Here is a 22,036-nt window from a genome sequence, read left to right as displayed (position 1 = left end):
CGCCACTACACTGCTCTGGTCCGCTCACACTTTTCAGGAATTGAGGCAGCCACGTGAGGAACCGAAAGACGATGGCGGCCGGCGCGCTCGCCGTCACCGCCCTGGCGCTCACGGCGTGCTTCGCCGATCCCACCACGGGCGGCGCGCCCGCCGAGTCCTCAGGCGGCCTCGACGTGACCCCCGAGATCGAGAGCATCCGGGAGCTCGTACCCGACGAGCTCATCGAGCAGGGATACATCGACGTCGGCTATCAGAACACCGCGGGGCTCCCGTACGGCGAGATCGGCGAAGACGGCCAGGACCGGGGCCTCTCCGTGGACCTCGCGAACAAGCTCGGCGAGGTGTTCGGCCTGGAGGTTCGTGGCAACGGCGTCGACTTCGCCCAGCTCATCCCCGGCCTGGAGGCCGGCCGCTACGACCTCGTGACGAACATCACCACCGACACCCCCGACCGGCGCGAGATCGTCGACTACGTCGACGTCATGTTCGGAGAGCCGTCCTCGCTGGTCGTTCTCGCCGAGAGCGAGCATCAGGGGATCGAGCTCTCCGATGCCTGCGGCCTCACCGTCGGCGTCGACACCGGCTCGAGCCAGGAGGAGCAGGTCAACGAGGCCTCGGACGCCTGCGTGGAAGCCGGAGACTCCGCTATCGAGGTGCAGGCGTTCCAGGGCATCCCGGACATGATCCTCGCGCTCAAGAGCGGCCGCTCGGACGCGGTCTTCCTCTCCATGGGCGCCTCACGCTACACCGCGAGCCAGGACGAGTCGCTCGCCCTGTCGACCACCGGCACCGAGCTGGTAGAGCTGAACGGCGTCCTCACGCCCAAGGACGACGGCCTCAAGGAGGCCGTCCGCGCGGCGATGCTCTACCTGCTCGAATCGGGCGAGTGGCCCGCGATGCTCGACGAGTACGGCCTCGGCGACCTCGCGCCCACGCCGGAAGTGATCAACAACGACGAGGCCGACTACACGGCGCTACTCGAGGCCGCGCAGGCGGAGCGCGAGGGTTGATGAGCGCTCAGGGCAGCGCCGCGCAGAAGGAGGGCGCCGACCTCGTAATCGTCCCGCGCCGCCATGTGGGGCGCCGGATCGTCAGCGTCCTCGTGCTCGTCGCGGTCGCGCTCATGGTCGTCTCGATGGCCACGAACGAGCGCTTCCAATGGGACGTGATCGTCCACTACTTCACCTCCTGGTCGGTCCTCGCCGGCCTCTGGAACACCGTGCTGCTCACGGTCCTCTCGATGCTGATCGCGATCGTGCTCGGCGTCATCGCCGCGCTGATGCGGCAGTCCTCCTCCTGGGTGCTGCGGGGCGTGAGCGCCGCGTACCTCTGGGTGTTCCGCGGCACTCCCCTGCTCGTGCAGGTCATCCTGCTCTTCAACATCTCGGCGCTCTACCCGACCATCGCGTTCGGCATCCCGTTCACGCCGCTGCAGATGGCGCCGATCGACGTCAACGCCCTGATCACGCCGTTCATGGTCGGCGTCATCGCCCTCGGCGTCAACGAGGGCGCGTACATGGCCGAGATCATCCGCGGCGGCATCCTCTCAGTGCCCGCCGGACAGGTGCAGGCCGCCCAGGCGCTGGGCATGACGCCGGCGCGGATCTTCCGCCGGATCGTCCTCCCCCAGGCCATCCGCACGATCCTGCCGCCGACCGGCAACCAGGTGATCTCCATGCTGAAGGCCACCTCGCTCGTCTCGGTGATCGCCTTCCCCGACCTGCTCTACTCCGTGCAGGCCGTGTACTCCCGCACGTTCGAGACGATCCCGCTGCTGCTCGTCGCCACCATCTGGTACCTCATCATCACGACGATCCTGATGATCGGCCAGCACTTCATCGAACGCCACTACGACCGCAGCGATCGCAGCCAGCGCCGGCGGCGCCCCATCCGGGTGGGCAACGAAGGGACCGCATGATGAGTGACGCACTCGCCATCCACGCCACCGGCGTGGTGAAGAAGTACGGCGGCACCACGGTGCTCCAGGGCATCGACCTCGACGTGCGGGCCGGCGAGGTCGTGTGCGTCATCGGGCCGTCCGGCTCCGGGAAGAGCACGCTCCTGCGCTGCATCAACCACCTGGAGTCGATCGACGGCGGCGCCATCTCCGTGCTGGGGAACCGCATCGGCTACCGCCAGAACGGCAGCCGGCTCTACGAGCTGCCCGAGCGCCTCATCGCCCGGAGCCGCCTGAAGATCGGCATGGTCTTCCAGCAGTTCAACCTGTTCCCGCACATGTCGGTGCTCGAGAACATCGTCGAGGCTCCGATCGGCGTGCTCGGCCTCTCCAAGCGCGAGGCCACCGAGCGCGCCCGCGCGCTGCTCGAGCGGGTGGGCCTCGGGGATCGCTCCACGGCGTTCCCCGGCGAGCTGTCGGGCGGCCAGCAGCAGCGCGTGGCGATCGCCCGGGCGCTCGCGATGCAGCCCGAGATCATGCTCTTCGACGAGCCGACCTCGGCCCTCGACCCCGAGATGGTGCACGAGGTGCTCGACGTCATGCGCGGGCTCGCGAAGGACGGCATGACCATGGTGATCGTCACCCACGAGCTGGGATTCGCCCGCGAGGCGGCCGACCGCATCGTGGTGATGGACGACGGCCGCGTGATCGAAGAGGGCACGTACGCCCAGCTGACGGAGAACCCGCAGCACGACCGGACCCGGGCATTCCTCTCGCGAGTGCTCTGACCACCTTCCCCGTACGCAGCGAAAAGGAGTTCCATGCGCATCCTCGGCGCCGGTGACATGATCTTTGGCGGACGCAAGCTCCGGGAGCGGTTCGACCCCCGCGTGCTCGAGCTGCTCGACGGCGCCGACCTGGTGTTCGCGAACGCCGAGTTCACGATCCCCCGGCCGAGCACCCCGGCCTATCCGGAGGGGTACACCCTCGGCACGCACCGCTGGGCCGCCGCCGAGCTCCGCTCGCTCGGCATCGAGCTCGTCTCCGGCGCGAACAACCACACCGGCGACTACGGGCACCTCGGCGTCCTCGACACGATCGACGCGTTCGCGGCAGAGGGCATCGAGCTGGCGGGCGTCGGCAGGTCGCTGGCCGAGGCGCGGTCGGCGACCTACGCGGATTCGCCCCACGGCCGCGTGGGCCTCGTCGCAACCTCCACCACGGGCGCGGACGGGTTCCGCGCCGCGGACGCCGGCCGCAAGGTCGCGGCCCGGCCCGGGCTGAACCCGCTGCGATGGTCGGCGCGCTACGAGCTGACCGACGAGCAGTTCGAGCAGGTCCTCGCGATCCAGCGGGCGCTCGGCATCGACGCCACCCACCGGGAGACCGACCGCATCGAGATCCGCGAGAATCTGGACCCGGACCGGACGTCGTTCGGCGGCGCGAGCCTGCGCCGGGCGGAGCAGGCGAGGGTGCGCTTCGACGTGCACCGCCAGGACCTCGAGGAGATCTGCGCGGCCATCGAGGACGCCACCGCGACCGCGGACGTAGTGCTCGTCAGCATGCACGCGCACGAGGGCGAGGACGAGGGCTGGTACTCGGAGCAGCCGGCCGAGTTCCTCGTCGAGGCCGCGCACGCGATGGTCGAGGCCGGCGCGAGCGCCGTGTTCGGGCACGGTCCCCACATGCTCCGCGGCATCGAGGTGCACCGGGGCGCGCCGATCTTCTACTCGCTCAACGGGCTGACCTTCGACCTCGAGACCGGCCCGCTGATGCCCGCCGAGATGCTCGAGAAGTACGGGCATCCGACCACCGCCTTCCCCTCCCGGCTGCACCTGGGCCGCCGGTACGGCGCCGACGGGCAGCCCGTGGGGTTCTCGAGCGAGGCGCGGTTCTCCGACGGCCTGCTCGCCGAGCTCGAGTTCGCGGAGGGCCGCCTCCCGACCGCCATCCGCCTCCATCCCATCGACATGCGGCTCGGCGCCGACACCCTCGGCGAGCGCGGTATGCCCCGCCTCGCCGCAGGCGAGGACGCGACGCGCATCCTGGGCGACGTGCTCCGCATGAGCAAGCCCTTCGGCACCGAGATCGCGGTGCGAGGCGACATCGGGACCATCGACTGACCGTCCCAGGCTCAGGGCGCGCGGGCTGAGCGCCCGCCGGGGGCTGAGCGTCGCCGGGCGCAGATGCGTCGCAGTCTGCTGTTTCGCGGGGCCGATAACAGCAGACTGCGACGCATCTGTCACGCCTGGGCGCTTAGCCGGGCGGCCACCGCACCTCGGCCCCTACCGGGCGGCCTCGAGGTCAGCGTGCGGCGGTAGTGCAGCAGCTCGACCTCGTCGCCCGAGGGCGCGAGGTCCGCGCCCCGGCCCGACGGCCGGAAACCCGATCGCTCGAGCACTCGGCGGGATGCGGCGTTCCCCGGCACGGTCCGCGCCGCGAGCTCGGCGAAGCCGCTGCGGCGCGCGAACTCCTCCGCGAGCGCCAGCGCGGCTTCCGCGAGCCGCCGCCCGCGGTGGTCCGGATGCACCCAGAAGCCGACCTCGATCGCGTCCCCCTCCGCGCCGAACAGCACCAGGCTGCCGGCGAACGCATCCGTGCCCGGATCGGCGATCGCGAGCACCGCGAGGTCGCCCCGCGCCAGGCCCTCGCGGATCGCGCCGTCGATGAGCGCCGCCGCCGACGCCTCGGTGTACTCCGGCTCCGGCAGGTGCGCGTAGGCGCGCACGGCCGGGTCCCCCGCGCCGGCCGCGTAGGCGCCCGCATCCTCCCGGCGCATCGCGCGCAGCCGCACCCGTTCGCGCTCGAGCGGCAGCATCCCTGCATCCAACATACGATTAACCTAACATCGTTCGGATACAGCGAGGCGCGAGCCATCGGCAACGCCCCGAACCGGCATGACGCAGGCCCGCACCCGATCCCGCGCGCATCGCCGCGCCGGCAGTCCGTCCGCGTCGCCTACCGGAGGGCGATCTCGAGCAGCAGATCGTCCTCGGCGGCGGGATCGCCGCGCCCGTCGGTCTCGTTCGTGAGCACCCACAGCGCGCCGTCGGGCGCGACCGTCACGTCGCGGAGCCGTCCGTACTCGCCCACGAGATGCTCCCGCGCCGAGCCGAGGTCGTCGAGCGGCACCTCGCGCAGCCGCTCGCCGCGGAGGTTCCCGATGTAGACGCTGCCCGCCGCGATCGCGATGCCGCTCGGGCTCGCGTCGGCGGGCGCCCACTGCTGCACGGGGTCGACGTAGGCCTCGTCCCCGGCCGCACCCTCCACCTCCGGCCAGCCGTAGTTGCCGCCGGGCTCGATGACGTTGAGCTCGTCCCAGGCGTCCTGGCCGAATTCGCTCGCGAGCATCGTGCCGTCCTCGGCCCAGGCGATGCCCTGCGGGTTGCGGTGCCCGTAGCTGTAGACGTAGGAGCCCTCGAAGGGATTGTCGGCGGGCACCTCGCCCTCGGGTGTGAGGCGCAGGATCTTGCCCGCGAGCGAGTCGAGGTCCTGCGCGGCCGGGCGGTCGCCCGCATCGCCCGTCGTGGCGTAGAGCATGCCGTCGGGGCCGAAGTCGATGCGCCCGCCGTTGTGCGTGGCCGCCGCCGGGATGCCGTCGAGGAGCGTCTCGCCCGCGCCGAGCGCGAGCGCGCCAGGTTCGCCCTCGAGCTCGTAGCGCTCGATGCGGTTCTCGCCCGCCCCGGTGCTGTAGACGTAGAGATGCCCCTCGTGCGCGGCGATGCCCAGCAGGCCGCCCTCGCCGGCGGCCTCCACGCCGGGGACGACGCCGACCTCGTGCGTCCCGCCGTCGGCGCCGAGCTCGAGGATGCGCGCCGTGTCGCGCTCCGCGATCAACGCGGTCTCGCCGTGGAAGGCGATCGACCAAGGGGCTTCGAGTCCCTGCGCGAGCACGGTCGGCTCGCCGAGGCCGGAGGGCGCCCCGACCTCCGCGGACTGCGACGGCATCGGCCCCGACGACCCGGATGCGCCCTCGCCGCCCGGCGCCGCGTCCTGCGCGCAGGATGCGAGCAGCACCGCCGCCGCGACCGCGAGCGCCGCAGCCGCTCTTCTCCCAGCCATCCTCCCCACCCTTCGTCGCGCGCCGGCACGGGATGCGCCGCCCGCCGACGCCGCGTTCGGCGCTTCATCCTGCCTTCAACCCTGCCACCGGCGGCGCCGTCGGGCAAGGGCGGCGAACCCGCCGCGGATCCCGGTTGCGCCGAACCTCCGCGATCGCGTAAGTTACTCAACGTAACTTACGAAAAGTAAGTTCTGGGCGTCCGGCTCGACGAGCACGCGCGGCGCCCACCGGCAGAGAAAGGGACACCCGAATGGCAGAGACATTGGACGGCCGGCGCGTGCTGGTCATCGGCGGCGCGAAATTCCTCGGCGAGGCCGTGGCCCGAGCCGCGGCCGATCGCGGCGCGCGCGTCGTCATCGGCGCCCGCGACGACGACCGCGCCGCCCGGCTCGCGGCGGAGCTGCCCGACGCGACGTCGGTGCATCTCGACCTGACGGACGAGGAGGGCATCCGCGCGGCAGCCGAGAAACTCGGCGCCGTCGACCACATCGTGATCACCGCCTCGGCGCACCACAACGTGCCCGTCGCCGAGCTCGAGCGCGACGGCATCGCCGGCGCCTTCGAGGCCAAGGTGGTCGGGCCGATGCTCGTCGCCAAGCACTTCGCGGCGTCGATGCCCGAGACCGGATCCATCCTCCTGTTCTCGGGCTCGGCGGCGTGGAACCCCGCCCCCGGCCTCACGGTCATGGGCGTCAGCAACGGCGCCGTCTCGTTCCTCGCGAGCCACCTCGCCAAGGAACTCGCGCCACTGCGCGTGAACGCGATCTCGCCCGGCGTCACCGACTCCGGCACGTGGGACGGCCTCGACGCCGCCTCGCGCGGCGCGATGTACGAGCAGGCGGCCGAGAGCAGCCTCGCCGGCCGCGTCGGCGCCCCGCAGGACGTCGCGGATGCGGCGATCTGGCTGCTGACCGCCCCCTACGTGTCTGGCGAGACCGTGCACGTCGACGGCGGCGCCCGCCACGCCTGACCCTGCGGCCCCGCCCGCACCAGCCATCACCGACCACCCCATCCACCACTGAGGAGATCCATGTCGCGCATCGCCGTGATCTACTACTCGTCCACCGGCTCGACCTACCGCATCGCCGAGGCCTTCGTCGAAGGCGCCGCGGAGGCCGGCGCCGAGGTCCGCCTGCGCCGCGCCGGAGAGCTCGCCCCGCAGGGCGTCATCGACGCGAACGAAGCCTGGTCCTCGCACCTCGCCGAGACCCGGCACATCGAGGTCGCGACGCCCGAGGACCTCGTCTGGGCCGACGGCTTCGCGCTCGGCGCGCCCACGCGCTTCGGCCAGCCCGCCTCGCAGCTCAAGCAGTTCATCGACACCACGAGCGGCCCGTGGGCCGCGGGACAGCTCGCCGGCAAGCCCGCGTCGGCGTTCACCTCCACCACCGAGCGCCACGGCGGCCAGGAGTCGACGCTGCTCTCGCTCCACCACACCCTGTTCCACTGGGGCTCGGTGATCGTGCCGACCGGCTACGTCGACTACCAGCTCTCGCACGCCGCAGGCGGCAATCCCTACGGCGTGAGCGCGATCACCGGCGACGGCGCACCCGACGAGCACGTGCTGGCGCTCGCCCGGTTCCAGGGCCGGCGCCTCGCGGAGCTCGCAGACGCGCTCAAGCCCGCAGAAGCCGCACTGGCGTAGACGCGAACGGCCAGGGGCCCGGGCATCGATCGGATCGATGCCCGGGCCCCTGGCCATTCCCGGCCCGAGACGGACCCGCCGGGGCGGACCCGCGCCGCTACGGGGCGGGGTTGATCACCCGGCCCCACGTGCTCTTGTTGCCCCAGATGTTCTGGCGGAGCCCCTCGAGCTGCAGCACCTGGGTGTGGTCGACGAAGAGGTTGACCTCGTTGCCGTAGTTCTTGATGTACCACTCGAAGACGGGGCCGTCGGCGGCCTCGAACATCACGTTCTCAAGGCCGAGGCCGTTGATGATGGATGCGGCCGCGCCGGTGTTCCACTCGCCCACGTTCTCGGTGATGCCCTCCGACTCGATCATGATGATCGAGGCGCCGGCGTCGAGCGCCTTCCGGCCGCGGTCGACGAGGTCGCCGATGTCCTTGGCGCTCTCGGCCGCGAGCTCGGCCTCGCCCGAGTCGCCGCCGGAGCCGATCTGGATGCCCAGCTCAGGCTTGGCCTTGAGGCCGGCCTTGACGACCTTCTCGACGAGCCGCTGCAGGCCGGAGGTGTTGAGCATGATGAAGCCGGTGGAGATCTCGATGACGTCGAAGCCGACCTCCTTGGCCTCCTTGAGATACTGGTCGACCGCGTCGTCGCCGTAGCGGAGCACGGTCTCGATCCAGCCGCCCGAGGAGACGTAGGCGCCGTGCTCGTGCGCGATCTCGCTGAACCTGCGCACCTGCTCGACGGGGATGAGCGAGAACGAGCCGCCGGCCCACTTGATGCCGTCGACCCACTGGCCGGCCACGTCGAAGACGTCCTGCAGGTGCCGGGTGCCGAAGGTGTCGTAGTAGGGGGCGCGCACCTCGGTCATGCCGAAGGTGCGGGGCTTCTGCGGCCGGTAGGCGCGGGGGACGAAGTTGAACGAGACGTCGTGCGGGACTGCGTTGGTCATGGGTGATTCCCTTTCTTTCGTGATTCGGATCAGTGCTCGCGCGCGGCGGAGACCCGCGCCAGCGCGGCTGTGAGGTCGGCGACGTCGCGATGTTCGAGGTCCTGGACGATCTCGGCGATCTCGTCGCGCAGCGCCTCGGAGGCGAAGGGCGCAGCGAGCGCGTCGAACTTCGAGCGCGCGGCGCCCCAGTCGAGCGGGTTGTCGTGGAAGCCGTGGTAGGTGTCGCGGGTCGCGCGCAGCACGGTGCCGTCGGTCAGCACCACCTCGAGATCGGCGGGCATGTGGTCGGGGAAGCGCGCCGAGAACTCGTCCTTCGGGGCGATCTCGACCTTGGCCATCAGGCGCTGCACGTCCTCGGCGACGATGCGCTCCGGCTCGTACTGCTCGGGGTTCAGCCGCCCGTCGAGCAGCACGACCGCGACCATCCAGGGCAGCGAGTGATCCGCCTCCTCCTTCGTGCGAATGCTGCGCTTATCCCCCTCCTCGCCGCCGCCGATGATCGAGTAGGCGACGTCGAAGGTGTCCAGGCACACCCGCTCGATGGCGGCGGCGTCGAAGCCCGCCTGCTCGCGGATGTCCTGCGCGGCGTCCAGCGCCGACTGCGAGTGGATCTCGGCGTTGTGCTTCTTGATGATCGTGCGCAGCACGCTCTCGAGGTCCTCCCCCGACCAGTCGAGCTCGAAGTCGCCGGCGATGGAGTCCTTGAACCCCTTGTTGCCCTCGAAGACCGCCTCGGGGCCAGTGATGCCGCGGGAGGCGAGGAGCGCGGCGAAGACGCCCTCCTTCGAGACGTGGGGGTAGGCGAGCCCCTTCCAGTGGCTGAGATTGCCGGTGCGGGTGACGCGCAGCGCCGCGTTCGCGGTGCCGGCGATCGCGACGGCGTTCGCGATCTGCTCCGCGGGCAGGCGCATCGCCTTCGCGGCGGCCGCGGCGGCGGCGAAAGCGCCCTGCGTCGTGTGGTCGAAGCCCTTGGCGCGCACCGGCGCGACGTCCGAGAGGCGCGTGTGCACCTGGTACGCCACCGCGAGGGCCGTGAGCAGCTCGGCGCCGGAGGCGTCGACGCTCTCGGCCGCGGCGAGCACGGCACCGAGGTTGTCGGAGGGGTGGTTGGTCTCGCCCTTCGCGAGGTACGAATCCATGAAGTCGAGGTAGCGGCTCAGCGCGCTGTTGTAGAACGCGGCGCGCTCGGGGCTCGTGCGGCCGCCGCCGATCAGCGTGGCGCTCGGGGTCCCGCCCAGGTCGTCGAGCAGTCCGCGGATGGCCACGATCGGCTCGGCGTCGAGCGCGCCGATCGCGACGCCGAGGGTGTCGAGCACCCGGATCTTGAGCTGCTCGAGCGCCTCGGGGCTGAGCGTCTCCCAGCTCGCCTCGGCGACGAATCCGGCGAGGTCTTGCACTTCGGTCACGGGATCTCCAATCCGTCGGAACAACTTAGGTTCACCTAACACTTCACACCCGATTTATCTCGACGTCAAGATACTTTTCTGTGAGGTCGGTGACCACCGACGGCGTCGGGAAACTCGAAAGCGGCGCGCACCGTCCGGTGCGCGCCGCTCGTCTCGCAGGCCTAGTAGTACTCGCCGTGGCGGTAGTCCCAGCTGTTGAAGCAGGCCGAGAGGTTCATCATGATGCGGTCGATGTCGAGCCCCTTGCGGATCACCGTCGGGGCCGGCACGACCGAGCGCTTGCCGCCCTGCTCGGGCACGAGCGCTCCCCTGCCGTCCACGAACGACACCATCACGCCCTGCTCGTACCGGGTCTCCGACGTGGCCTCCGGCTGGATCGAGCGCACGTACTCGTCGCCCTCGATCACAAGGTCGGCCTCGGCGGCGATCGCCTCGCCGATCCCCTCGACGACGCCGCGGTTGCCCTGCCCGGAGGGGTTCGCGGAGCTCGCGAAGGTCAGCCCCCGCCCCGCATCCCAGCGCGAGCGCGCGAGCAGCTCGCCGGGCGTGCCGAACTTGATGATGAAGCAGCTCGTGCCGCGCCCGTCCATGACGAGCTCGGCGGAGCCGTCGTCCGGGATGAGGGCCCGCCCCTCCTCGCTCCACGGCAGGATGCAGCCCATGAGGATGTCCTGCTCCCAGTGCAGCCGGTAGAACTCCTCGATCTCGGGCGTGAGCCGGGCGAGCGTGCGCAGCTGCTCCATCGAACCGCAGAGCACGACGCCGGGCTTGTTGCGGGCGCGGCCCTTGACCCGGAACTTGCGCTCGAGCCCCTCGTGATCGGCGGCGAGGATGATGTATCCGACCTTCGTCGGGCACACGACGATGCCGCCGCCCTTCGCGAGGATCGCGTCGGCCTCCTCCTGCAATCCGCCGTTCCACTGCACGCGTTCTGCGGCCATTCGCCGTCTCCGATCTCGAGAATTAAGTTAGGTCAGCCTTACTATCTTGCGGCCGAATGCGGGGGATGGCAAGGGCCGGTCGGGCTACTGCTGCGCGGCGAGGTCCACGATCTCGAACTCGAGCAGCTGGGCGCCGGTCGCGACGCCCCCGCCCTTGCCGCCGTGCGGGCCCCGATCGCGCTGCCAGGCCTGGAAGTCCTCCTCGCTGGCCCAGGTCGTCACGATGAAGTAGCGGTCCTCGCCCACGACGGGGCGGAGCATCTGGAACCCCTCGAATCCGGGGGCCGAGTCCACGGCGTGCTGCCGGGCGGCGAACCGCTTCTCGAGCTCGGAGCCGGCGCCTTCGGGGACGCTGATCGCGTTGATCTTCACTACGGACATGGGGTTCCTTTCGTCGGAGGCGGGTTCTTTCGGGGCGCCGTGGAGCGCATGCCGATGCGTGTCGTCCGGGCGACCCCGTGCAACGGCCGCGGCGATGGAGGCGCCGGGCGGGCCGCTCCCCGAGACATACCAGAACGGCCTCACGATCGACCGCGAGCCGCGGCCGGCCTCCGCAGGGCCGAGAACCGCCCCGTGGGCGTCTCACGAGCATCCCTGCTGCAGCTTCGCTTCGCTCCGCACCCTGCCCCGGGCCGTCGATGCCGCGTCCTCGCCTTGCCGCAGGCCGCATCCGACCGTCCCGCCGCCGATCGAGACGGCGCACTCACAGCGAGATCCCGCGCTTCCCCGCCTCCCGCTCGATACGCTCGGCTCGTGAAAGCATCCTCTCCCGCGCATTCCCCGAACGACGCTCTGCCAGTCGACGAGCTCGCCTCGAGCATCCTCACCGCCGCCGCGCAGCGGAAGTTCCGCGAAGCCGTCGCGTACCTCGCGGAGGCCGGTCCCGAGGACTTCCGCGATCGCTATCCCGACCTCGACGACTCGTTCTCCGACGACGGCCCGCGCGAGATCGACATCCTGATCGGCGTCGGCAGCCATCCGCTCCGCGCGACCGTCGGCTGGTGCGACTGGTCGGGCGAGGACGAGCCCGGGCAGATCCGCGACCAGGTGGACCGGGCGTGCGGCCGGCTCGACCTCACGCGCCGGCACTGGGACGAGGAGCGGCTGCAGACCGCGCTCGAGAGCGTGCAACAACGCGGCGACGCCCCGCCGGCGCTGCTCGCGGAGGTCGACCGGCAGCTGCAGGAGGTGGGCCTGCGCCTGCTCGTGATCGACCTGGATTCGGATATGTACCACTTCGCCCCCGTGTCGAAGAGCGAGTTCTGGAAGCTCGACGGCCGCTCGGGCGACGGGTTCCGGCTCGGCGCCGTCGACGGCCGGTAGCATCTCGCGGCCGTGCTCCGGCTCCGGCCGGTGCGTACTGTGGACGCATGAGGATGGAATGCGCCGACCCGGATTCCACGGCACGGCACCGCTACGACACGCATTTTCGGCTGTTCGTCTACGAGGGGCCCGAAGCGACGGCGATGGCGCTGGACCTTCGTGATACGACGATCAAGGAGGCGCTCGAGAACTCGAGGATCTTCTCAGAGCAGGATTCCCGCCTGTGGTCGTTGGCCGTCGTGGACGACGGCCCCGGGACGGGACTCATCTGGATCTCGGGGATGGATTACCGGATCGCGCCGACCAGCCTTCGGGAATGGCGCCTTCGAGGTGACATGCAGAGCCGCTATCTCATGGCGCGGGCGCAACGGGATCAGCCGGTGGTGCTGCCGAACGGCCTGCGGTCCATCCGCATGTTCCCCGAGTGGGGCGTGTCCATCCCGTTGTGGGAGTCGTTCACCGAGAACTACCCCGTCGACCCCAAGACGATGCCGTTCGGAAGACGGCTCAAGAAGGACCTCGACGAGTGGTCGGCTGCCTGGCAGGCCCAGGCCGAGACGAATCCCGAGATGCCGGACACCTGGCGCGAGCGGGGCTTCGAGCTGTACGAACGAGTGCAGAAGGCACTCGAGGACATCGCCGAGGTCCGCCCGGAGTTCTGAGCGCACCCGTCGTCCCGCGGTCTTACCGCGGGATGGCCGGCTCGAACACTGCGGGATACTCGCCTACGGCCAGCGCCACTCGAAGACCCCCGAAAAGCCGGATACCCACTATTGTGAGACTCATACGCGGAATTCCAGCCGCGAACACTGTCACAAAGGAGCGGCAATGGATTTCGGTGAGCGTCTCGAGGCTCTCGCAGTCAAAGTCAAGAACCAGGCGAAGGCGATCGATACCGAGGAGGCCACGAAGAACGCCTTCGTGATGCCGTTCATCTCCACCATCCTCGGCTACGACGTATTCGATCCTCTGGAAGTGGTCCCTGAGTTCACCGCGGACGTCGGAACCAAACGGGGCGAAAAAGTCGACTATGCCATCATGCGCGACGGAGAGGTGCAGCTCCTCATCGAGTGCAAGACCTCGCTCGGCGCGCTGAAGATCGAACACGCGTCGCAGCTGTTCCGTTACTTCACCACCACCAATGCCCGACTCGCGGTACTGACGAACGGCGTCGAATGGCAGTTCTACACCGACCTCGACGCCCCGAACAAGATGGATTCCAAGCCCTTCCTGGTCTTGGACCTTCTCGACATCGATGAAACACTCATCCCCGAGATCCAGAAGCTCAGCAAGGAGAGCTTCGATCTCGAGTCGATCATCAACGCGGCGGAAGAGCTCAAATATGTCGGAGCGCTGAAACGCGAGATCGCCGCCCAGTTCCGCGAACCCTCTGACGACTGGATCAAGTTCTTCACGACTCGTGTATACGAGGGCGCGTTCACCGCGAAGGTGCGCGGGCAGTTCACCAGCCTCGTGACCAAGGCCTCCAAGCAGTACCTCACCGAGCAGGTCAACGATCGACTCAAAGCCGCGTTGGGAGCGAGCGCCGCGCCCAACGCGGTTCCCGCCGAAGATCCCGAAGAGATTTCGAGTGAAGAGGTCGTCGAACAGGACCTCAGCCGCAACACGGAGATCGAGACCACTCTCGAAGAGCTCGAGGGCTATCAGATCGTGAAGGCCATCGCCTGCAGCGAGGCGAAGCCTCAGCGGATCGCACATCGGGATCAGAAGTCCTACTTCGCCGTCCTCCTCGATGACAACAACCGCAAGCCGATCGCTCGGCTGCATTTCAATACGAAGCAGAAATACCTCGGGCTGCTGGACGAGAAGAAGGTCGAGACGCGTCACCCCATCGATTCGCTCGACGACATCTACTCGTATTCGGATGCCATCCGCGAGGCAGTCGTCCGATACAGGTAGGTACCGGCCCGTTCAGCGGTGAGAACCGGCACGATCGGACGCCCGCAGCACAGCTTCCGCGAATCTCGCTGCCGCGGGGATACAGCAATTGACGCGCAGTCGCGAGTGCACCGACATGGTCGTCTACGGCGTGCTCGCGGGCGACCGTTCGGGGTCGGATCTGCACTAGGACGCCACTGACGGGGTCGTACCCCCGTTTTCCGCCCCGAACCGTCGATTTCTGCCCTCCTAGTGCAGATGCGGCACGCGGGACGGCCGGTTCCGCGCTCGAAACCGTCCGTCCCGGGGAGCCCTACTCCTCGTCGTTCATCCGCACATGGCGTGTATCGGGCCCCATCGTGGCGCCGATCACGGTGAGCACGCCGCCCAGCACGATCAGGACCAGCGGGGTGTACTCGAACGGCATGAACCCGCTGAGCCAGTTCATGTAGTAGCCGTACCCGCTCGGGATGACCAGCGCGAGGCTGTACCCGATGCCGTAGCCGGTGGACCGGACCTCGGCGGGGAAGCGTTCCGTGAGGTAGGTCGGCACGAGCCCGAACACGCCCACCACCGCGACCAGCGCGACCGTCGCGGTGATCGTCACCAGGACGATGTTGAGGCTCGTCGCGCTCTGCACCATGAGGTAGTAGAAGGGCGTTCCGACCACCAGCGCGACGACGCCGCCCCACAGCAGCAAGCGCTTCCGCCCGACCCGCTGCCCCAGCCGCCCGAGGAGGACGTAGCTCGCCGCGAGAATCAGGTTCGCGATGAGCAGCGCGACCGTGACCTGCTGGCTGTCCATCTCCAGCACGTTCATCAGCAGCGTCGGCGTCGCCGCGGTCAGCGCCTGGACGCCGAACCACAGCCCGGTCATGAGCAGCAGCGTCTGCGCGAGCGCCTTGCCGCTCTCCCCGACGAAGACCGCCCGCAACGGCGATTTCTCCTTCGTCTTCGAACGGACCGACTCCTTCCACACCTGGGATTCCTCGACTCCTCGGCGCAGGTGCACGAAGAACACGAAGCCCAGCACGCCGCCGACGATGAACGGGATGCGCCAGCCCCAGGTCGTGTAGGCGTCCCCCAGCCCGCCACTCGGGAGGACGAGCAGCAGGACCGCCACCAACGCGGAGACGCTGACATACGCCAGCGGGTAGCCGGACTGGATGACGCCGCCGACGAGGCCGCGCATGCTGCGAGGCGTCGCCTCCATCGCGAGCGGGTTGGCGCCCGTGTACTCCCCGCCCATGAACACCCCGCCGATGGCCCGCAGCGCCAACAGCAGCACGAGCGCGGCGATGCCGATGGTCGCGTACCCCGGCAGCGCCCCGATCAGCAGCGTGCACGCCGAGAACCCCACCACGGAGATCTCGGTGATCCGCTTGCGCCCGAACCGGTCGGCGAGCACGCCGAACATGATGGACCCGAGCGGTCGGCCGATGAGGGTGAGCACGAACACGAAGTTGTTGATCAGCAGCCGCTCGGCGACCGACAGCCCTTCGGGCTCGAAGTACATCATCGCCGGGGTGAGTGCCACGATGGGCAGGTAGATGTCGTACAGGTCGAGCCACATCCCGTACCAGGCGGCTCGGACCTTCCGCTTCGCGGAGGGGTCGAGATCTCGGATCCTCGTCTTCGGCGCAGAGCCCGTCGTCGTGCTCATCACGCGCCGCTCGCCGCTCCACCGGCGTCGCGCAACGCCGATGTCGCCTGCTCGTCGATCGCGTCGCCGTCGATCACGACGCCGTACTCCCGGCGGGCGAACTCGCGCGAGATCCGGTCGTCGAGCACGTCCTCGAGGACCGCCCCGGGGTCGCGCTCGAGCGGGTCGCCGAAGCCGCCCGCACCCGCCATCTGGTGGCGCACGCCGGTGCCCTTGGGGATGCTCATCGTCACCTTGTTCGGGAGCGGCTTCTCCTCGTCTCCTTCGAGGAGGAAGTTCAGCGACACGTGCCCCGGCCGGCCCCCTTCGAGGCCCCACGGCGCGTGGTGCGACCGGTCGCTGCGGAGCTGCAGCAGCCCGCCGCCCTCGTTGAGCATGCGGTACTGGCGCGAGATCGCCATCCCGCCCCGGAACCGGCCCGCGCCCGCCGTGTCCCGCACCAGGCCGTAGCGCTCGACGCGCACCGGGTGCTGCGCCTCGAGCACCTCGATGGGGGTGTTGGACATGTTCTGCGAGGGGTTCGTCACGGCGTCCACGCCGTCGGCGTTCGGACGGCCGCCCCAGGCGCCGCACAGCATGTCGACCACGATGAAGGGCGAGCGGTCCTCGCGCCGGCCGCTCAGCGAGGCGACGGTGTTCCCGCCCTCGCCAGCCGCCGGCACCCGATCGGGCACGATCTGCGCGAGCGCGCCGAACATCGCGTCCACGATGCGATACCCCGTGGCGGCCCGGGCGGCGACCGCCCCGGGGCTCACCACGTTGACGATGGTGCCCTCCGGGGCCTTGATGGTGATCGGTCGGAACACCCCCGCGTTGTTCGGGATGTCCTCGCGGATCATGCAGCGCACGCTGAGATAGGTGCAGGAGTTGGTGAACGACAGCGTCGAGTTGATCGCGCCCGTCACCTGCTCGCCGCTGCCCGTGTAGTCGGCCACCAGCGAATCGCCGTCGATGTGCAGCGTGACCTTGATGGGGATGGGCGTCTCGTCGAAGCCGTCGCCGTCCAGGTAGTCGGTGAACTCGTAGCTGCCGTCGGGCCAGGCCGAGATCTCGGCGCGCATCATCTGCTCGCTGTAGTCGAGCAGGGCGCTGAAGTAGTCGTCCAGCACCTCCAGGCCGTACTTCTCGACGAGCTCGAGGTACGACTTCTCGCCGAGCGAGCAGGCCGCGAGCTGCGACCCCCAGTCGCCGAGGACGCGGCCCGGCACGCGCACGTTCTTGTGCATGAAGCGGATGATCGTGTCGTTGCGCTCGCCGCGGTCGTACAGCTTGAGCGGCGGGATGCGGATGCCCTCCTGGTAGATCTCCGTGGAGTCGCTCGCGTTGCTGCCGGGCACGCGCCCGCCCATGTCGGTCTGATGCGCGACGGCCACCATCCAGCCGGCGAGGGTCTCCCCCGTGAAGACCGGCTTGATGATGAAGACGTCCTGCAGGTGCATGCCGCCCTCGTACGGATCGTTGAGGGTGAAGACATCGCCGGGGTTGATGTCCCCCGCGAATTCGGCCTGGACCGCCTCCATCGCCTCGGGCACGGCGCCGAGGTGCATCGCGATCGTCTTGCCCTGCGCGAGCATCCTCCCCTGGGCGTCGCAGCAGGCCGTGGAAAAGTCCATGACGTCCTTGACGATCTCGGAGTGGGCGGTCTGGATGACCGTGTAGGCCATCTCGTCGACGAGCGAGGAGAGTGCGTTCTTGATGAGTTCCAGCGTGATGGGGTCGCGTGCGGTCATGAGTTCACCTCGATGTGAATGTCGGATTGTTCGGTGATCGTCGCCTGCGCGCGGGGCGGCACGACGACCGTGGTGTCGTATTCGTCGATGAGCAGCGGGCCGGCGGTGGGAGTCGCGCCGAGGTCCTCGCGGCGGATGACCGGGGTGTCCATGAACCCCAGCTCGGGGCCGAAGTAGGAGCGCCGCGTGCCCTCGGATTCGGCAGGATCGGCGAGCGCGAAATCGCTGAGCTGGCGCTCGCGCTCCGGCCCTCGGACGATCACGCGGAGGTTCGCGATCTCGATCGGCTCGTCGTTGAGGCTGCTCCCGTACGTCCGCGCGTACTCCGCATCGAACTCCTCGACCACCCGGTCGAGGGCGTCCGGGCCGTCGCCGAACGGGATGCTCAGATGGTTCTCCTGGCCGCTGAAGCGCAGATCCAGCAGCAGCTCGGTCTCTTCGATCTCGTGTCCCTCGGCGCGGAGGCCGTCGGCGCACTCGGCGGCCAGCGAGGCGAGCGCCTCGCGGAGCTCGGGTTCGGCGGTGTCGTCGAGGAGGCGCACGAACGCGCGGCTGTCGCTCTTCTCCATCCTCGAGGACAGCAGGCCGACGGCGCTGAGGAGTCCGGAGAGCCTGGGCACGATGACCTTGGGGATGTGCATCGACGCCGCGACGTCCACGGCGTGGACGGGGCCGCTGCCGCCGAACGCGACGAGGCTGACCGCCCGCGGGTCACGGCCCCGCTCCACTGTGACGGAGCGGATCGCCCGCATCATGTTCGAGTTCGCGACGTGGTGGATGCCCCATGCCGCCTCGATGACGTCGATGCCGAGGGGACGGGCGACCCGCTCCTCGATCGCCCGATAGGCGCGATCGGCGTCGATCTCGAGCGCCCCGCCGACGAGCGCGCCGGAGTTCAGCCTGCCGAGCACGACGTTGGCGTCCGTGATGGTGGGCTGCTCGCCGCCCCGCCCGTAGCAGGCCGGGCCGGGTACCGCGCCGGCGCTCTCCGGGCCGACGCGCAGCGCGCCGCCGGCGTCGACGCGGGCGATGCTGCCCGCGCCGTTGCCCACCTCGGCGATGTCCACCGCGGGGACCATGAGCAGGTAGCCGCCGGCCTTGATGAATCGGCTCGGCGTGGAGATGCCCGCCCGGACCTCGTACTCGTTGGTCCGCGGCAGCCTGCCGTCCTCGACCAGCGCCGCCTTCGCCGTGGTGCCGCCCATGTCGAACGCGAGCACGTCCCGCACCTCCGCGCGCTGGGCCACGACCTCGGCGGCGAGCACGCCCGCCGCGGGGCCCGAGATGACCCCGGTCATGGGCCGCTGCTGCGCGGCGGTGTCGGACATCATGCCGCCGTCCGAGCGCATGACCCGCAGCGGCGCCTGGATCCCGGCCTCGTCGAGGCGCTGACGGATGTTGCCGAGGTACCGGCGCAGCACCGGGCGGAGGTAGGCGTTGATCACGGTCGTGCTCGTGCGCTCGTACTCCTTGAGCTCGCGCAGCACGTCGATCGAGAGCGAGAACGTGCACTCGGGGAACTCCGTCTCGAGCAGCTCGCCGATCCGGCGCTCGTGGGCGTCGTTGATCGGGGAGTTGATCAGGCAGACCGCGATGGTGTCGATCCCGGTCTCCTTGAACTCCCGGATGACCTCGAGCACGCCCTGCTCGTCCAGCTCGGCAACGACTCCCCCGTCCGCGCCGATGCGCTCGCGCACCTCGCGACGGTTCCGCCGCTTGACGAGCGCGGCCGGCTTCTGCCATTCGAGGTCGTACAGCGAGGGGGTTCGGATCCGCGCGATCTCCAGGACGTCCCGGAAGCCCTCGGTGGTGATGAGCCCGACCTCGGGCCCCTTGTGCTCGAGGATCGCGTTCGTGGCGATCGTCGACGCGTGGATCACCTCCCCGACGTCCCCGGGCGCCACGCCCGCGCGCTCCAGCAGCTCGAGCGAGCCCTGGATGAACGCATCCGCCTCGCTCCCGGTGCTGGTCGAGATCTTGTGCTCCCACAGCCGCCCCGAGGGGTCGAGCAGTGCGACGTCGGTGAACGTGCCACCGATATCGACTCCCAGCGTCGCCCCTGCCGGCGCGTTCCTCGCCGATTGCTCATTCGTCGTCACGAGCAGTCCTCCAATCGCAGATGCCTCATTGCATGCCATCGATGTATGGCTACGAGGAACTGTACGGACGCGACGAACCGCGTCGTACCCACGTCGTGACTGGGATTCGACCCCTCGACCCGACACTCTGTCGGGGTCGAAGGACGCGTTCGCGCGGCGGATGCGCGGTGCGCCGAGCGCGCGCCGCGGCCTCTTGCACGCGCCTCGCTCCCGTCGCGCTCCGAGCGGAGACGAAGGCGTCTTCGGTATCCTGGCGCGGCAATTCGCCGCACACCCGGTCTCCGCGGTCGCCTCGAAGGTGAGGGGATCCCGATTCTCGGAGCCGGACCCGCCGATCGCATTCCACAGTGAAAGGACCGCGCCGCGCATGAGGACCGACGACGATGTCGACACGCTGTCCGGCGGCGCCGGACACCCGAAGGGGATGCCGCTCTCGGACATCCTCGCCCTCCAGCCGCTGCGCCGGGCGCACCCGCAGCTGATGGCCGGGGAATCCGCGCTCGACCGGCTCGTCCGATGGGCCCACGTGTTCGACCACGTCGACGTGCGCGGGCTCCTCCGCGGGGGCGAGTTCATCCTCTCCACCGGCTCGCCGCTCGGCGAGGACGAGCGCGTCCTCCGGGGCTTCGTCGACGACCTCGCCGATGAGGGCGCGGCGGCGCTCGGGATCGAGCTCGGCGGGGCCTACGCGCAGGAGCTGCCGGGCGAACTGGTGCGCAGAGCGCGGCAGCGCGAACTGCCGCTCTTCGCCTTCCGCCGCAGAGTGCGCTTCGCGGAGATCACCGAGGCCATCCACCATGCCCTGATCGATCAGACCCACGAGGTGCGGCGGCGAGCCGCGCCGCTGCTCGAGGCCGTCGACGCCGTGGCCCTTGCCGGCGGGGGCGTCCAGGAGTTCATCGACACCCTCGCGGGGGCGCTGGGCGCCCCGGTGATCCTCGAGGACATCGCGCGGGGGATCACGGCGTTCAACGCGGCCGGCTTTCGCCAGGACCGGGTGCTCGACGCCTTCCAATCCGCCAGGAACGCGAACGACCCTTCCGGCATGATCACCATGTCGGTGCGGCGCAGCGGCGCGGTCTGGGGAGACCTGAGCGCGTTCGAGTTCGACGCGCAGCTCGACGCCCGCCTCGCACGCGAGCTGGTCGAGCGGACCGCGCTGATGATCTCGCTCTGCCTCGCCCGAGGGCACGACGACACCGTGGCCCGCGGGCTGACGCGGGGAGAGTTCCTCGGGAACCTCGGCAAGGGCCAGTTCTCTCGATCATCCGCCGAGGAGAGCGCGATCGCCCTCGGCGCCGACAGGGCCGGCCATCCCCTGTTCCCGGTGGCGCTCGCGTGGCAGGGCGCGAAGCGGGTGCCCGAGGGATGGGGCACGCTGGCGCGCCGGATCATGCGCTCGCCGCTCTCGGAGCGGCCCCTCATGGCCGGCCAGGTGGGCGACGAGCTGCTCGTGATCGTGCCCGCGGCCTCGCCGGAGTCCACCGAGCGGATTCTCGCGCAGATCCGCGAGACCACCGCGGACGAGATGCCTCCGGGCACGGTGAACATCGCGCAGGGACCGCTGACGGGCAACTGGGCGGATCTGGGGCGCAGGCTCCGCCCCACGGCGATATCGGCGCTCACCGCGGGCCCGCATACGGGAGCGGGGTTCGTGGACGGAAGCCTGCCGAACGCCGACTGGCTCCTCTACGAGCTGGCCGACGGCGCATCCGCGGCGAAGTACACGGAGCACGTGCTCGCCCCGCTGCTGCGGCACGATCGGACGCATGGGAGCGACCTCGTGCGAACCCTCGCCGAGTACCTGAGCAGCGGCCGGAAGAAGACCGCCGCGGCCGAGTCCCTCCGGCTGAACCGGCAGTCCCTCTACGACCGGCTGGGCCGGATAGCCGCGCTCCTCAACGCCGACATCGACGAGCCCGACATCGCGTTCGCGCTGGAGCTCGCGCTCCGGCTGCGAGCGCATCGGGGCTGATCCCGGAAGGAGTCCGCCGGCCCGCGGTGCTCCGGGAGTCGAGGAATTCGGACCAGGCGCTACCCCGGCGCGCATCGCCGCGGGCGGCGCCGGGCCCGATCGTCTCCGGACGGGCCCGGGAGGTCACCGCAGGTCGGCGTCGCTCACGGTGATCTCGATGGTGCAGCCGGCGAACAGGTCCGAGACGGTGAACTCGACCGTGATCCGCCCCGTCCACAGCCCCGATGTGGTCACGATGCCGGGCGTGCCGGCGGCGATCCGCCGATGATCCGGCGTGTCGATGTCGTGACCCGCGAAAACGAGATCTCCCCTCGTGAACATATCCGTCGTCCTGTCCCCGCCGGCCTGCCCCGGCGTCTTCTCGATTTTCCTCCATCGTCGTCCCTCCGTGCCAGAAGCCTGACACGGAGTACGGAATTTATGCACCCGGTTCACACTACACCGAAAAGCATGTATACATG

General features: G+C 69.8%; 20 protein-coding genes. 10 read left to right on the top strand and 10 right to left on the bottom strand.

The genetic code is table 11. From position 1 onward, the window contains the following. The first annotated feature begins 53 nt into the window (after nt 1–53). Genes FM112_RS06495 through FM112_RS06480 form a run of 4 tightly spaced genes read left to right on the top strand, consistent with a single transcriptional unit; the run spans nt 54 to nt 4,020 of the window. Nucleotides 54–1,010 carry a transporter substrate-binding domain-containing protein gene (locus FM112_RS06495; protein ID WP_140400594.1) on the top strand — a complete coding sequence of 319 codons (957 nt, stop codon included), beginning with the start codon at nt 54–56 and terminating at the stop codon, nt 1,008–1,010. After that, on the top strand, nt 1,010–1,918 hold the full coding sequence (locus FM112_RS06490; protein WP_087005298.1) for an amino acid ABC transporter permease: 909 nt from the start codon (nt 1,010–1,012) through the stop codon (nt 1,916–1,918). Before FM112_RS06495 ends, FM112_RS06490 begins: the two co-directional genes overlap by 1 nt. After that, nucleotides 1,918–2,685 carry an amino acid ABC transporter ATP-binding protein gene (locus FM112_RS06485; RefSeq protein ID WP_087005466.1) on the top strand — a complete coding sequence of 256 codons (768 nt, stop codon included), beginning with the start codon at nt 1,918–1,920 and terminating at the stop codon, nt 2,683–2,685. The genes FM112_RS06490 and FM112_RS06485 overlap by 1 nt, the downstream gene beginning before the upstream one ends. A 33-nt stretch (nt 2,686–2,718) precedes the next feature. Then, the gene (locus FM112_RS06480) at nt 2,719–4,020 is read left to right on the top strand and encodes a CapA family protein (RefSeq protein ID WP_087005294.1); all 1,302 of its coding nucleotides are present in this window, start codon (nt 2,719–2,721) and stop codon (nt 4,018–4,020) included. A 119-nt stretch (nt 4,021–4,139) separates the two neighbouring features. Here the strand turns inward: FM112_RS06480 and FM112_RS06475 are convergent, their stop codons facing one another. Both FM112_RS06475 and FM112_RS06470 read right to left on the bottom strand, forming a co-directional pair. Next, nucleotides 4,140–4,730, bottom strand: coding sequence for a GNAT family N-acetyltransferase (locus tag FM112_RS06475; RefSeq protein WP_087005291.1), 591 nt, complete (start codon nt 4,728–4,730; stop codon nt 4,140–4,142). A gap of 125 nt (nt 4,731–4,855) precedes the next feature. Further along, nucleotides 4,856–5,959 (bottom strand): sorbosone dehydrogenase family protein, encoded by a 1,104-nt coding sequence (locus FM112_RS06470; RefSeq protein WP_087005289.1) that lies wholly within the window; start codon nt 5,957–5,959, stop codon nt 4,856–4,858. A 251-nt stretch (nt 5,960–6,210) separates the two neighbouring features. Between FM112_RS06470 and FM112_RS06465 the strand changes: the two genes are divergently transcribed. Together FM112_RS06465 and wrbA are read left to right on the top strand one after the other, a co-directional pair. Continuing rightward, nucleotides 6,211–6,930, top strand: a complete 720-nt coding sequence (locus FM112_RS06465) for an SDR family oxidoreductase (RefSeq protein WP_087005287.1) — start codon at nt 6,211–6,213, stop codon at nt 6,928–6,930. A gap of 60 nt (nt 6,931–6,990) precedes the next feature. Beyond that, nucleotides 6,991–7,605: an NAD(P)H:quinone oxidoreductase gene (gene wrbA, locus FM112_RS06460; protein WP_087005284.1), complete on the top strand. Its 615-nt coding sequence runs from the start codon at nt 6,991–6,993 to the stop codon at nt 7,603–7,605. A 97-nt stretch (nt 7,606–7,702) separates the two neighbouring features. On the opposite strand, the gene FM112_RS06455 is transcribed toward wrbA, so the two are convergent. The 4 genes from FM112_RS06455 to FM112_RS06440 all read right to left on the bottom strand — a co-directional run bounded on the left by FM112_RS06455 (nt 7,703) and on the right by FM112_RS06440 (nt 11,267). Beyond that, nucleotides 7,703–8,539 carry a phosphosulfolactate synthase gene (locus tag FM112_RS06455; protein WP_087005281.1) on the bottom strand — a complete coding sequence of 279 codons (837 nt, stop codon included), beginning with the start codon at nt 8,537–8,539 and terminating at the stop codon, nt 7,703–7,705. A 29-nt stretch (nt 8,540–8,568) separates the two neighbouring features. After that, entirely contained in the window at nt 8,569–9,945 is a 1,377-nt protein-coding gene (locus tag FM112_RS06450; protein ID WP_087005278.1) for an MmgE/PrpD family protein, read from the bottom strand. Between the two features lie 161 nt (nt 9,946–10,106). Further along, a complete protein-coding gene (locus FM112_RS06445) occupies nt 10,107–10,886 on the bottom strand; it encodes an L-threonylcarbamoyladenylate synthase (protein ID WP_087005274.1) in 780 nt (259 codons plus the stop codon). A gap of 84 nt (nt 10,887–10,970) precedes the next feature. After that, nucleotides 10,971–11,267 (bottom strand): antibiotic biosynthesis monooxygenase, encoded by a 297-nt coding sequence (locus tag FM112_RS06440; protein WP_087005272.1) that lies wholly within the window; start codon nt 11,265–11,267, stop codon nt 10,971–10,973. Between the two features lie 372 nt (nt 11,268–11,639). On the opposite strand from FM112_RS06440, the gene FM112_RS06435 reads away from it, so the two are divergent. From FM112_RS06435 to FM112_RS06425, 3 genes are all read left to right on the top strand, one after another. Further along, nucleotides 11,640–12,209: a hypothetical protein gene (locus tag FM112_RS06435; protein ID WP_087005269.1), complete on the top strand. Its 570-nt coding sequence runs from the start codon at nt 11,640–11,642 to the stop codon at nt 12,207–12,209. A 47-nt stretch (nt 12,210–12,256) separates the two neighbouring features. After that, nucleotides 12,257–12,871: a hypothetical protein gene (locus FM112_RS06430; protein WP_087005266.1), complete on the top strand. Its 615-nt coding sequence runs from the start codon at nt 12,257–12,259 to the stop codon at nt 12,869–12,871. Between the two features lie 166 nt (nt 12,872–13,037). Beyond that, on the top strand, nt 13,038–14,129 hold the full coding sequence (locus FM112_RS06425) for a type I restriction endonuclease (RefSeq protein ID WP_087005261.1): 1,092 nt from the start codon (nt 13,038–13,040) through the stop codon (nt 14,127–14,129). Between the two features lie 292 nt (nt 14,130–14,421). On the opposite strand, the gene FM112_RS06420 is transcribed toward FM112_RS06425, so the two are convergent. From FM112_RS06420 to FM112_RS06410, 3 genes are read right to left on the bottom strand one after another with little or no spacing between them, the layout of a single operon-like run. Next, nucleotides 14,422–15,771 carry an MFS transporter gene (locus tag FM112_RS06420; protein ID WP_087005258.1) on the bottom strand — a complete coding sequence of 450 codons (1,350 nt, stop codon included), beginning with the start codon at nt 15,769–15,771 and terminating at the stop codon, nt 14,422–14,424. Continuing rightward, nucleotides 15,771–17,501 (bottom strand): hydantoinase B/oxoprolinase family protein, encoded by a 1,731-nt coding sequence (locus tag FM112_RS06415; protein WP_087005254.1) that lies wholly within the window; start codon nt 17,499–17,501, stop codon nt 15,771–15,773. The genes FM112_RS06420 and FM112_RS06415 overlap by 1 nt, the downstream gene beginning before the upstream one ends. Continuing rightward, complete coding sequence (locus FM112_RS06410) at nt 17,498–19,600, bottom strand: hydantoinase/oxoprolinase family protein (protein WP_176386703.1); 2,103 nt, start codon at nt 19,598–19,600, stop codon at nt 17,498–17,500. The genes FM112_RS06415 and FM112_RS06410 overlap by 4 nt, the downstream gene beginning before the upstream one ends. 367 nt (nt 19,601–19,967) lie before the next feature. Between FM112_RS06410 and FM112_RS17140 the strand changes: the two genes are divergently transcribed. Continuing rightward, nucleotides 19,968–21,575 carry a PucR family transcriptional regulator gene (locus FM112_RS17140; protein ID WP_176386702.1) on the top strand — a complete coding sequence of 536 codons (1,608 nt, stop codon included), beginning with the start codon at nt 19,968–19,970 and terminating at the stop codon, nt 21,573–21,575. A 123-nt stretch (nt 21,576–21,698) separates the two neighbouring features. Here the strand turns inward: FM112_RS17140 and FM112_RS06395 are convergent, their stop codons facing one another. After that, nucleotides 21,699–21,896 carry a hypothetical protein gene (locus FM112_RS06395; protein ID WP_087005246.1) on the bottom strand — a complete coding sequence of 66 codons (198 nt, stop codon included), beginning with the start codon at nt 21,894–21,896 and terminating at the stop codon, nt 21,699–21,701. Between the last annotated feature and the right edge of the window lie 140 nt (nt 21,897–22,036).

Source organism: Gulosibacter sp. 10, from assembly GCF_900163695.1.
In the GTDB taxonomy this organism is placed as follows: domain Bacteria; phylum Actinomycetota; class Actinomycetes; order Actinomycetales; family Microbacteriaceae; genus Gulosibacter.
This window is presented reverse-complemented; position numbering and strand designations above follow the sequence as displayed.

Excerpts from the sequence above, each read along its gene's own strand:
- FM112_RS06425 (WP_087005261.1), top strand. The coding sequence starts at position 13,038 with ATGGATTTCGGTGAGCGTCTCGAGGCTCTCGCAGTCAAAGTCAAGAAC.
- FM112_RS06415 (WP_087005254.1), bottom strand. The coding sequence starts at position 17,501 with ATGACCGCACGCGACCCCATCACGCTGGAACTCATCAAGAACGCACTC.
- FM112_RS06430 (WP_087005266.1), top strand. The coding sequence starts at position 12,257 with ATGAGGATGGAATGCGCCGACCCGGATTCCACGGCACGGCACCGCTAC.
- FM112_RS06420 (WP_087005258.1), bottom strand. The coding sequence starts at position 15,771 with ATGAGCACGACGACGGGCTCTGCGCCGAAGACGAGGATCCGAGATCTC.
- FM112_RS06485 (WP_087005466.1), top strand. The coding sequence starts at position 1,918 with ATGAGTGACGCACTCGCCATCCACGCCACCGGCGTGGTGAAGAAGTAC.
- FM112_RS06440 (WP_087005272.1), bottom strand. The coding sequence starts at position 11,267 with ATGTCCGTAGTGAAGATCAACGCGATCAGCGTCCCCGAAGGCGCCGGC.
- FM112_RS06395 (WP_087005246.1), bottom strand. The coding sequence starts at position 21,896 with ATGTTCACGAGGGGAGATCTCGTTTTCGCGGGTCACGACATCGACACG.
- FM112_RS06480 (WP_087005294.1), top strand. The coding sequence starts at position 2,719 with ATGCGCATCCTCGGCGCCGGTGACATGATCTTTGGCGGACGCAAGCTC.
- FM112_RS06465 (WP_087005287.1), top strand. The coding sequence starts at position 6,211 with ATGGCAGAGACATTGGACGGCCGGCGCGTGCTGGTCATCGGCGGCGCG.
- FM112_RS17140 (WP_176386702.1), top strand. The coding sequence starts at position 19,968 with ATGAGGACCGACGACGATGTCGACACGCTGTCCGGCGGCGCCGGACAC.
- FM112_RS06470 (WP_087005289.1), bottom strand. The coding sequence starts at position 5,959 with ATGGCTGGGAGAAGAGCGGCTGCGGCGCTCGCGGTCGCGGCGGCGGTG.
- FM112_RS06475 (WP_087005291.1), bottom strand. The coding sequence starts at position 4,730 with ATGTTGGATGCAGGGATGCTGCCGCTCGAGCGCGAACGGGTGCGGCTG.
- wrbA (WP_087005284.1), top strand. The coding sequence starts at position 6,991 with ATGTCGCGCATCGCCGTGATCTACTACTCGTCCACCGGCTCGACCTAC.
- FM112_RS06445 (WP_087005274.1), bottom strand. The coding sequence starts at position 10,886 with ATGGCCGCAGAACGCGTGCAGTGGAACGGCGGATTGCAGGAGGAGGCC.
- FM112_RS06455 (WP_087005281.1), bottom strand. The coding sequence starts at position 8,539 with ATGACCAACGCAGTCCCGCACGACGTCTCGTTCAACTTCGTCCCCCGC.
- FM112_RS06490 (WP_087005298.1), top strand. The coding sequence starts at position 1,010 with ATGAGCGCTCAGGGCAGCGCCGCGCAGAAGGAGGGCGCCGACCTCGTA.